The 11541-nt window shown below is 72.2% G+C and carries 5 protein-coding genes; 1 reads left to right on the top strand and 4 read right to left on the bottom strand.

All coding sequences use genetic code 11. The features are described from left to right. The 3 genes from R2N01_RS09675 to R2N01_RS09685 all read right to left on the bottom strand — a co-directional run. On the bottom strand, nt 1-672 hold a 672-nt coding region (locus R2N01_RS09675; protein WP_399553274.1), incomplete at its 3' end, for a pentapeptide repeat-containing protein. Between the two features lie 35 nt (nt 673-707). Next, nucleotides 708-6434 carry a DUF6531 domain-containing protein gene (locus tag R2N01_RS09680; protein ID WP_316670632.1) on the bottom strand — a complete coding sequence of 1909 codons (5727 nt, stop codon included), beginning with the start codon at nt 6432-6434 and terminating at the stop codon, nt 708-710. After that, on the bottom strand, nt 6431-6970 hold the full coding sequence (locus R2N01_RS09685; RefSeq protein ID WP_316670633.1) for a hypothetical protein: 540 nt from the start codon (nt 6968-6970) through the stop codon (nt 6431-6433). Before R2N01_RS09685 ends, R2N01_RS09680 begins: the two co-directional genes overlap by 4 nt. Before the next feature lie 632 nt (nt 6971-7602). Here R2N01_RS09685 and R2N01_RS09690 point away from each other — a divergent pair. Further along, on the top strand, nt 7603-9846 hold the full coding sequence (locus tag R2N01_RS09690; RefSeq protein WP_316670635.1) for a 6-phosphofructokinase: 2244 nt from the start codon (nt 7603-7605) through the stop codon (nt 9844-9846). An 83-nt stretch (nt 9847-9929) separates the two neighbouring features. Here R2N01_RS09690 and R2N01_RS09695 read toward each other — a convergent pair. Further along, a partial coding sequence (locus R2N01_RS09695) for a bacterial transcriptional activator domain-containing protein (RefSeq protein WP_316670637.1) occupies nt 9930-11541 on the bottom strand: 1612 nt, incomplete at its 5' end.

Consider the following 11541-nt stretch of genomic DNA (forward strand, 5'->3'; position numbering starts at 1 on the left):
TGAGAAGGTGCCCTTGGTCACGAACAGCTGTTCCTGTCCGAGTCGGGGGTACCGGGCGAGGACCTCCAGTTTGTTTTCCATGTCCTTGCGGAGTGTTGTGTCGGTGATCCGGTCGAGGCGGTTCTGGGCGGTGGTGATGGTGGTGGCTGCGTCCTCGGCGTAGAACACGTCGGGGCCTTCCGGGAGTTTCTGGCGGGTGAGGTCGACGCCCCACCGGAACTCCGCATCGATGAACTCGGCCCCGCTGAAGTCGTTGTCGTGGATCGTGTTGGCGGGCGCGTCGGGCTCGTAACTGGCGCGGCCGTTGAAAGCGCAATGACGCAGGCGCCCCGTGAACGCGCACCCCACCAGCGCGATCTCCTTGAATCCCCAGTGGCTCAGGATCACGTTCCGGAACGAGCAATTACGGAAAACGACTCCCAAGTCAACGTTGAACACGATCCTGGCGCCGTCGAAGACGCAGCCCTCGAACACGGCTGGGCTGCCGCCGCCCCACACCGCCGACTGGATCCGTATCTTGCGGAAGTCGCAGCCGCGGAGCGTGGAATTGCGTACGCTGAAGTAGTCGATCCTCAGCCCGCTGAAGTCCACGCCCTCGAGCACCCTGTCGACGATCATCATGCCACCGGGCTGCCCGATCCTGTCCGCCCGGAACTCCCCGATCGACGTCATACCAGAACCCTCCTCCTGCACGACCACGCGCCCTCTCACGGGATCTCGTACGTCGCGTACTGGACGCCCTCATAACGGGGATCCCTCGCGGCCCTCCGCTGATGGACGGGGACCTGCCCCGGGGTGGTCAACTCGACGAACTCGTCGGCATCCGCCCCGCTCAACTCCTTCGGAATCCTGAAATCAGGACCCTTGTTCGGATTGTACGTCACACCCGGGAACATTTCTTCGATCTGATCCCGAACACCGTTGTGGATCTCTGTTCCAGCATACATCCTGTCCAAGTAGGGCGTTTCTTTGAGGGCCGTTGTCTGTTCCGGGCTGAACCCGCTGCGGAGGGCTTGCATTCCCTTGTCCGCTTCTGCCTGGGCGAGTTCCTGGACCTTCCGGGTGACTTCCTCGCAGGTCTTGGTGGGGGTCCCGCTGTTGTGGGCGAGGGTCCAGCGGGTGCCGGTGCGGACGTAGTAGTTGTGGGTGCCTGCGACGCCGAGGTTGTGGACGGTTTCGGCTGTGCCGGTGGATTGGATGGTGGTGACTTCGGTGGTGGTGCCATCGGGTCCGCGGAGCAGGTCGCCCTGGTGGAGCCGGCCGGCGGGAGTGAAGCCCTTGCCCTCGACGTAGAGGGGGTGGTTGGTGGTGGTGACGAGTTCACCGGCGGTGGTGGACACGCGCAGGGTCGCGACCTTGTCGTGGGTGAAGGCGCGTTCGACGCGGCTGGTGGTGTCCCGTCCGGTGTCGGGGTCGGTGGAGGCGACCCGGTCGCCTTCGGTGACGTCCTCGATGTTCTTGGTGGTGCCGTCGGCCATGAGGACTTGGGTGCCGGCGCGGAAGCAGCCGATCTCGGTGACCCCGGAGACCTTCGAGAGAGCACCGCCCGCGGCGCCAAGGCCCCCTCCTCCCAGGGCCCCGCCGCCGGTGGCCTGCGCAAGACCACCCGTGGTGTGGGGGCCGGGCCCGGTCAGGTAGGTCAGGCCCCCGGACAAGCCGCCGTCTGCGGCCCCGGACACGGCGCCGGCCAGAACGTTGCGGCCCAGGCACGAGGTCATGGACCCGGTGGCGGCTCTGACGCCGGCGTAGGCGCCGCCGCCGGCCAGGCCCGAGACGGCGCCGATAGCGGTGTCGATACCGACCCGGCCCCAGTCGACCGAGCCGTTGGAGTGCTTCTGGGCGGCGATGCTGACCCCGCCGGACAGCAGGGCCCCGGACGCGGCCATGAGCCCGAGCCCGGCCCCGGCCCCGACACCGGTGCACATGAGCGCGACACCGGCCACGACCGCGGCGCCGGCCGCGATGTACTCCCAGTTGTTGCCGACCCAGTCCCCGGCCGCGGCGAGGCCGGTCTTGTGCTGGTCGCGCCAGGCGTTCAGGTCCGCGTCGGTCAGCGGGTGCAGGCCGGCCGGGTCGGACAGGTTGACCGGGTCGTTCCCGGCGTACGAGTACGGGTTGGCGGCCCAGCTGGCCCCGAGCACCGGCGGGATCGGGTCGGGGGACAGGAAGGCGGCCGTGGCCGGATCGTAGACCCTGGCGCCGGTCCATTCCATCCCGGCGATGACCAGCCCGCCCGTGGCGGCCAGGCCGACCCCGTCGGGCAACCACCCGCCCGTGCCGGCTGTGCTGGCCGTGCGGGGGCTCTGCCAGGGGTCGGCGGGCCGGCCGTCCCGGGTGCGGCGGGCGCTGGTCAGCCAGTCGGGTTCGGGGCCGCCGAGACCGACACCGGCGCCCGCCACGTCGATGACCGGGACGTCCCCGAGACCGGTCATGGCGCCACCGCCGGCGGCGGTGTCCCACCACACGGGCAGGTCATCGACCGCGGCGAGTTCACCGAGCGGGTCCACGTCGAGACGACGGATCCGGGCCCGGACCCGGTCCCCGTCATGGATGATCTCGGTGACCGATTCCAGCCGGCCGCGACCGTCCCAGCCGAACAGGCGTTCCCCGTCGGGCCCGGTCTCGTGAACCCGGCGTCCCGCACCGTCGTAGTCGTAGACGGTCTCGCCGCGCCGGTCACGGCTGGCGCGCAGCCGGCCCGCCGGGTCATAGGCGTACTCGGTGACCCGGCCGTCGTACTCGTGACGGGTCAGACGCCCGTTCGGGTCCCACCGCCACGCGCCGGTGAATCCCTCGCTGTCGCGGGACGCGACGAGCTGGCCAGCCGCGTCGTACGTGTATTCGGTACGGATACCGTCCACGGTCCGCGCGGTGACGCGTCCGTCGGTGTCGTGTTCGAAACCGGTGGACTGGATGAACCCGCGCCGGTTCACTTCATGGGACACCAGCCCGCCGGCCTGCCAGGCCCAGCGCGCGTGGAGCCCGTCGGCGTCCAGCGCGGTGACGCGGCCGATCTCGTCGCGGGCGATGGTGGCCCGTCCGAGGCCGGGATGCTCGACGGCGCTGACCCGGTTGTCGGTGTCGTACTCGTACCGGGTGACCGAACCGTCCGGGTGTGTCATCGAGGTGCGCAGCCCGTCGGCGTTGTAGCCCCACCGCACCGTCTGGTCGCCGCGGCGCCGCTCGACCAGCCGGCCCGCCCCGTCCCACACCAGAGTGTCCGTGCGTCCGCCCCGACCCGTCAGGGTGAGGGTACGGGCCCCGAAGTCCAGCATCCGGGACACCAGCGGGGCCCCGTCCGCGAGAGCGCTGCTCAACCGGCCCGACGCGTCATAGGTGAACTCGAGTCGTCTGCCGGCCCCGTCCACCCGGGCCGCCGGCCGGCCCGACGCATCCCACCGGTAACGGGTGGTCCGCCCGTCCGGCCCGGTCATGCTGAGAGGCCGGCCCATCGGGTCGCAGGTGCACACGGTCCGCCCGCCCATCGGGTCGACCAGCCCGACCCGGTGTCCGGACCCGTCGTACTCGAACCGAGTGGTCCCGCCCAGCGCGTCCGTCACCGAGACCAGCTGCCCGGCCGTGTCGTAGCCGAACCGGCGGTGCCCGTTCCACGTGTCCCGCACCCAGCTGATCCGCCCGCACCGGTCGTGACCGAACCGGGTCCGGCCCCGGCCCGGCTCGACCCGCTCGATGATCCGCCCGCACGCGTCGAACCGTGACGTGACGCGCTCACCGGTCGGCCACCTCTCCGAGACGACCCGGCCGTCCGCGTCATAGGTGAGCTCGTACCGGCGCCCGCCCGTACTGACCGTGGCCGCCCACCGGCCGCACGCGTCGTACTCGTAACCGAAGCACTTCCCGCCCGGCTGCCTGACCCGTACCGGACGGCCCGCCGCGTCACGCTCGACACGCGTCAACCCGCCGACCTCGTCGGTGACCTCCGCCGGACGCCCGCACCGGTCATACCGCACCCGAGTGACCGAACCATCCTCACCGGTCTCCTCGACCACCCGGCCCAGCCCGTCCCGACGGGCAGCACGCGCCGATCCCGGATCGGCCGCCCGCACCGGCAGGCCCGCCTCGTCGTACGTGAAGGACTGCACGACCCCGGTCGGGTCGACAGTACCGGTCAGGTTCCCGCACGCGTCGTACGACAGCTCGGCCCTGCCCCCGGCCGCGTCCGTCACCTGACGCAGCCGGCCCAGCCCGTCATAACCGAACCCCCACCGGGACCCGTCCGGCAGGACCGTCCCGGCCAGGTTGCCCAGATCGTCCCACTCCTGCTCCAGACGCCGCCCCAACGGGTCCGTCGTGACCTCCTCGACCCCGTTCGGCCCATACTCCACCACGGTGCGCCCGCCCGCCGGGTCCACCGTCGCCGTCAGCTGGCCCCCGGCAGTGTGCTCCCACCGCCAGATGGCCCCGTCCGGATCGCGGCGGGAGGCCAGCCGGCCCGCCGGGTCGTACCGGTACTCGGTGCGGTGGCCCAGCGGGGTCACCGCCGCGACCACCCGGCCCGCCCCGTCACGCACCAGACGGGCCACATTCCCGTCCGCGTCAGTCGACGACACCAGATCCCCGTGCTCGTCATGGCCCAGCCGCACCCGCACACCGGCCGGATCCACCGCCTCGACGAGCAGACCCCGATCCCAGACCAGCCGGGACACCCCGCCCTCCGGGTCCGTCACCGTCGACGGATTCCGGGCAGACCCCTCATATCCATACGTTGTGACCGCCGGCCCGTTCTGCCCACCGGCCCCGCCGGTGGCGGACGCCCCCGCAGCAGCCCCGCCGACGCCACTGCCGCTGCCGGTCTTGCTGCTGGTGGTGGTGTCGGTGACGGTGACCCGCACCACCCGGTCCAGGCCGTCCCACTCGTAATCCGACCGGGCACCGGACGCTTCGAGGCGCGTGACCAGCCGGCCCAGCCCGTCGTACCGGCAAACAGTCATCGCTCCGTCACGGCCCGTCACCTGCACCCGGTTGCCCCACCGGTCCCAACCGATGGACTGCCGGTTCCCGTCGGTGTCGATCATGCCGACGAGGCGGCCCCTCTGGTCGTGGATCCACGTGTTCGCCCGGCCCCCATCCCCATCGGCGACCTGGGTGATGTTCCCGGGCAGGTACGTGTAGTGCGAGACGCGGCCGAACGCCGACCGCTGCGATGTGACCTGCCCGCGGTAGTTGTAGGTGTTCTCGACCTCGACCACACCATCAGGATCAACGACCCGGGCGATGAGGCCCTGCTCGTTCCACTCGTACCGGCGGGTCCCGCCGCCGGTGGTCTGGGCCGCCACGAGCCGCCCGGCCGGGTCGTACGCGTAGTCGACGCGGCGGCCATCCGATGCCACCAGGGCGGCGATCCGCGTGCGCTGGTCGTTCCACTCGATGGTGATGGCCCGGCCCCGTTCGTGGGTGAGGCCGGTGAGCCGGTCACCGTCCCACTCGTAGTCCACCCGGGTCCCCGCACCCCGGCCCACCGACACCGGCCGGCCCGCACGGTCGAACACCCACCGGCCACCCGCATTGTCCGACACCACGAACCCACCAGCAGCACCCACGGAGGCGGCGCTGGAGCCCGTAGCGGAAGCGCCGGCGGGGGCAGAAGCGGCGGGAGAGGCGTCCCCGGCACGCTCACCGGCGGCCATGCCACCAGCAACGGCAGCGTCGACAGCACCGGTGGAGGCGTCACCGGCACCAGCAGCATCATCGGGGACGGCGGCCTCCGTGGTGGTGGCGGGAAGGCCCCCGGTAGCAGCAGCACCGCCGGTACCGACGCCGGCTTCGGCGGCAGTGCCGGTGCCAGCAGTGGTGCCGGGGTTGGTGTGGAGCCAGTAGTTGTCGCCGTCGGCCCGGTCCCAGCCATTCCCCAGCCGGCCGAAGGTGATGTGCCGACCCGACGGCTGCACCCACGTCGCGCCATCCTCGTCGATGGCCAGCCGCTGGTCGGCGGTCGACGCCCAGCCCGGCCCGAACGCCCCGATGCCGGCCGACAGGGAGTTGTACATGCGCTCGAACCCGAGCGAGGCGCACCCGCCGGTGAACGAAAGGTCGGTCTCCGGCTCCACGAAGTTGCCGGTCGTCGTGTTCACCGGGTCGTCCGCGTAGCCGGAGGTCTGGGGGTCGCCCTGGATCGACGGGGCCGCCACGTCCAACGGCGTGCGAGTCTGGTCCACGCCCGCCGCCTGCAACGAGGCATCGATCGACGCGTCGGAGACGATCGAGATCGCCCCCGTCCCGCCGGCGGCCTCGAACGCCGCCGCGACCGTGTCGACCCACCGGACCTCGTTCGAGTTGTTCGACCCGAACGAGATCAGCGCGGTCGTGATCCCCGACGCGTCGATGCCGCACCACGAGCACTTGTCCGCGAAATCGGCGATGGCGCCGTCGAGGGCGCCCTTCTGGGTCGTGACCGTGTCACGTGACCGTGTCATTGGCGCCGGTCACTCGACGAATAAGTGCGCAGGTCGTCCGGGCGGGCCGAGCTCACTGCCCCGGCGGCCCCGGATGCGGGTTCGGACCACGTGCTGACGGTCGGGGCCTGCGCGTTCACGACCGGGGCCGCGGGCGGGCCCGCCGGGGGCTGGTCGTCGTTGGTGAACCAGTCCTTCACCACTTCAAGGGGATTCCGGTCGGCCTGCCGGTCCGCCCACTGTTTCGCCTGCCGGCGCCGATCCCGCTCCGACGCGGCCGCGTCCTTCATCGTCTGAACATCAGCCGCCAACGCGTCCAACGCCGACGCGATGTTCGAGCAGTCATCACAAGCAGCTTTGCTGTTCGAGTCGAACACGTCCGCGTAATGCCCCCGGAACTCCGCCGACGCCGTCGACGCCCACGATGACCGCGAGGCCGCCTGGCCCGTCAGGGTGCTCGACAGCGCCGTCGCCGCTGCTTTCAACGCGTCCGCCGTCGCATCGTCGAACGGCACCGGCTCGTCGTAGGCTCCCAGCCTGCCCGAATACTCAGCCACGAGAACACCTCACAACGGCCGCATAGGAGGTGCACGGCCGCTGGACCAGAACGCTAAACCCGGGCACCGACAGGCGCCACAGGCTCCCCGAACCGGCCCGGCCCCAGTAGGGGGAAGAACCAGGGGGACCCCCCAAGGGACGGAGCCCGGGCCCCCGACAGAGGCACGCGACACGGCCGCCGGCGGGCCCCGCCCCGTCACGACGCAGGACCCGCCACGAGCGCACAGGGCCACGTGCTCCAGCACGCCGACCGTGCCGGAGCAAAACCCACCGCGCTCGCGCTGGCCACGGCACCGGCCTCCCCGAGGCGGAACGGGAGACCCGAGCCCTCCACGGGCCCGCAGGCCACGATTCTCGGTGGTCGGAATGGCCTGGGCACCAGGAGATCCTCCACGGGCGCCCGAAGACCGGACCCGCCCCTCACAACGAACGACGGCGCCCGCCGGTCCCCGACGAGCGCCACCGCAACAATGAACCCCGGCCCACGCCGAGCGCCCGACTCAGACCGGGCCGGTCGTCCTTCGGCGGATGCTCAGCCCCGAGGACTCCGGAGGGTCCCCGCACGGGGTGAAACCGGCGGAAACCACCCCGCGCCCGGATCGTCGTCCCGGCCACGGGTGAGAATTGAGCCATGACCGACACCGCAGCCGCCAATCCAGCCCGCCTCGCCGTGCTCACCTCCGGCGGTGACGCGCAGGGCATGAACGCCGCCGTCCGAGGAGTCGCGCGCACCGCGATCAGCCGCGGCGCCGAGGTCTACGCGGTCTACGAGGGCTACCAGGGCCTGGTCGACGGCGGCGAATCCATCCGGCGTTTCACGTGGAACGACGCGGGCAACGTCCTGGGCAAGGGCGGAACGGCCATCGGAACCTTCCGCTCGAAGGAGTTCCGCACCCGCGAGGGACGCATGAGAGCCGCGAAGAACCTCGTGGAACGAGGAATAGACCGCCTGGTCGTGATCGGCGGCGACGGCTCGCTGACCGGCCTGGACGCCTTCCGGGGCGAATGGCCCGGGCTCATGGACGAGCTGGCCGGCGCGGGGCTCATCAGTCCCGAGATGGCCGCCGCGCACCCGGCCCTCATGATCGCCGGCCTAGTCGGCTCGATCGACAACGACCTGGTGGGCACGGACTCGACGATCGGGGCCGACTCCGCCCTGCACCGCATCGTCGATGCGATCGACGCCATCACCGCCACCGCCGCCAGCCACCAGCGCTGCTTCGTCATCGAGGTCATGGGCCGCCACTGCGGCTACCTGGCGCTGATGAGCGCCGTCGCCGGCGGCGCCGACTACGTGCTCATCCCCGAGCTGCCGCCGGAGGACGGCTGGGAGGAGCGGATGTGCGCCGAGCTGCGTCGCGGCCGGGCCGCGGGCCGGCGCGAGTCGATCGTCGTCGTCGCCGAGGGAGCGCAGGACCGCACGGGCGAACCGATCACGAGCGAGTACGTGCGCGAGGCGATCAGCCGCATCAACGGCGAGGAGGCGCGCCTGACCAATCTTGGTCATGTGCAGCGCGGTGGCAAGCCGAGCGCCTACGACCGCTGGGCCAGCACCTGGCTGGGCCACTCGGCGGCCATCGAGGTGCTCACCGCCGGCGCCAGTACCGAGGGCATGGTGCTGGGCATCCGGGGCTCGGGCGTCGTGCGGCTGCCGCTGGTCGAGGCGGTCGCGAGGACCCGTCGGGTGCCCGAGCTCATCGCGGCCGGCGACTACGACGCGGCGATGGGGCTGCGCAGCGAGGACTTCACCGACATGGCCCGGATCTTCGAGGAGCTGACGCACCCGAACCGCGTGGCGGCGGAGGACGATCCCAAGGACGACGACTCCCAGCGCGTGGCGATCCTGCATGCCGGCGGCCTTGCCCCGGGCATGAACGCCGCCGCTCGCGCGGCCGTGCGCCTGGGCACGGCGCGCGGCTACACGATGCTGGGCGTGCACAGCGGCTTCACCGGCCTGCTGCGCGGCGAGATCGACGAGCTCGGCTGGGAGGACGTCGAGGGCTGGGTCGGTGCCGGCGGCGCCGAACTGGGGCTGCGCCGCGATGTGCCCAGCGTCGAGCAGTTCTACGCGATCAGCCGGGCGCTGGAGGACCACCGGGTGGACGCCCTCATGGTGGTCGGCGGCTGGAACGCCTACCAGGCGGCCTATCTGATGCAGGGCGAGACCGACCGCTACCCGGCCTTCCGCATCCCGATCGTCTGCGTGCCGGCCACCATCGACAACAACCTGCCGGGCAGCGACCAGGCCATCGGCGCCGACTCGGCGCTCAACGAGATCGTGGACGACATCGATCGCATCAAGCAGTCGGGCGCCGCCACGACGAGGGCCTTCGTCGTCGAGACGATGGGCCGCCGATGCGGCTACCTGGCGCTCATGGGCGGCCTGGCCGGCGGCGCCGAGCGCATCTACCTCAACGAGGACGGCATCGGCCTCGACCAGCTCAACCAGGACGTGCGCTGGCTGCGCGACTCGTTCGGCCGCGGCCGCCGCCTGTTCCTGGCGGTGCGCTCCGAGATGGCCTCGGCAGAGTACACGACCGACTTCCTGGGGCGCCTGTTCGAGGGCGAGAGCCACGGCCTGTACGACGTGCGGACGAACATCATCGGCCATGTGCAGCAGGGCGGCGAGCCCAGCCCGGCCGATCGCCTGCTGGCCACGCGCATGGCCGCGGCGGCGCTGGACGTGCTGGCCCGCGAGTTCGAGGCCGAGGAGCCGGTGGCGCGCTACATCGGCTTGAGCGGCGGCCGGATCGAGGACTACCCGCTGGCGCACATGACCGAGCGCGTCAACACCGTCAAGCGCCGTCCCCGCAAGCAGTGGTGGATGGACCTGCGCCCGATCGTCGCGGCGGTGGGCAGGGAGCCGTCGGCGTGAGGAGCCTGCCCGATCCCGGCCGCCGGTGAGCGCCGGGGCTGCGCCTCGGTGCCGCCTGCCCGGCGACCGGCTGGGCCCACCGGCTAGGCCAGACGCGCCCGCTTGCGGCCCTCCACCACCTCCTGCAGAAGGGCTATCGTCTCCTCCTGCAGGTCCGTGCCGATGGTTCTGGCCTGCCGGGTGATCTGCAGGACGAGCCGCTCCGCCTCGGGCCGGTTGCCCGCCAGGTGCTCGGCGCGCAGCAGCACCTGCAGGAGGCGCTCGTCGTCCGGTGCGGCTGCCAGGGCCGTGGCCGCCGCGCGTCGCGCCTGGCCGAACTCGCCACGATCAAGGCGGCGGCCGCCCAGCTCGACGCCGATGTCGCGGATCGCCGAGACCATGTCCGAGCGCATCTGCTCGGCCCATGCCCACTCGCCGGGGGCCGCGTCGGCCAGCGGGGCGCCGCGCACCATCGCCAGGGCCCGCTCCAGTACCGCATCGACGACCCGGTTGACGCCCGGCGTGATGAGCAGTTGCAGCTGCTCCCAGTCGGAGGTCACCTGCGGGTGCAGCGTGATGCGGCCGCTGTAGGCGTCGGGCAGGTAGGGCTCGCCGTCCTCGTCGGCGCCGAGCCAGGTGCGCAGCCGTGACATGTTCGAGCGCCGGGTGGTGTCGGCCACGAGCAGCTCGCGTGTCATTCGGGCCGCGGTCCCGGCCGGGTTGGCGAGGATCCAGGCGCAGTACTCCTGGCACTGGCGCACGGCCCGTGCCGGGCGGGCGCCCCGTGCGCCCAGCAGCTCGACGGGGCCGAGAAGCCGCAGGAACGGAGCCGGTGGGACGGGATCGGGGACGGGGTCGGGTGGCACGGTGGGCTCCTGGCTGGACGCGGGTGCGATGCCCCTGCGCAGGGGCACGATGTCGTCGGGAAGGCCGGGGTCGCTCGTCCACCACCAGGCCTTCGTGAAATCGGTGCTGTCGGCGGCGTCGAAGAGCTCCTCGATGCCGCGGCGCGCGGGTGCCATGACGAGCTCGGGGGCGAGCTCCCGGCCGTCGATCCCGGCCCACCGCTCGGCCAGCTCGAGATCGGCCGGTTCGCCCGGGGAGGGCGGGGCGAGGGCGCAGGCGCCGACCCGGGTGAGCTCGTCGGCGCTGAACCCGCAGGGCTCGTCGAGCAGGAAGACGACCGGCTCCCACGCCTCGCCCAGCTGCGGGTCCGCTCTCAACGCGGCGGCATCCCCGCCGTCCTCCAGCAGGGCGGAGCGCTCGGCGACGAGGCGCTCCAGGTCCCGCCGGAGCTGTACGCCGGTCGGCGCCGCAGCGATCCGCGGACTGTCCAGGCACGAGAGCCAGGCGCAGCCGGGACCGGCGCGCACCTGCACGGGAGGGGCCGACTCGTCGGACAGCTGGATGGCCAGTGACGCCCGCAGGCCGTCCGCGAGATCCGCGTGCGCCGCCTCGACGGTCAGCAGACCGCGGGTCAGCAGGTCGATGCTCACCGGGCTCCCGGCGGACGAGCCGAGCCGCACCAGCACGGGGCCGTCGGTCCCGGAGCAGGCCGGTTCAGGAGCCGCCGGGGGAAGACGGGGTCCGGTATCGGCCTCCTCGGCCCGTTCGGGCCGCGCGAGAGCCCCCTGCCCGGGCCGGGAGGCGACGGCCGCCAGCGCCGTCCCGACGCGGATGCCCCGCTCGCCGACCGGCGGGCGGCGCAGGCCGGCG

The organism is uncultured Propionibacterium sp. (assembly GCF_963539965.1).
Lineage (GTDB): Bacteria > Actinomycetota > Actinomycetes > Propionibacteriales > Propionibacteriaceae > Propionibacterium.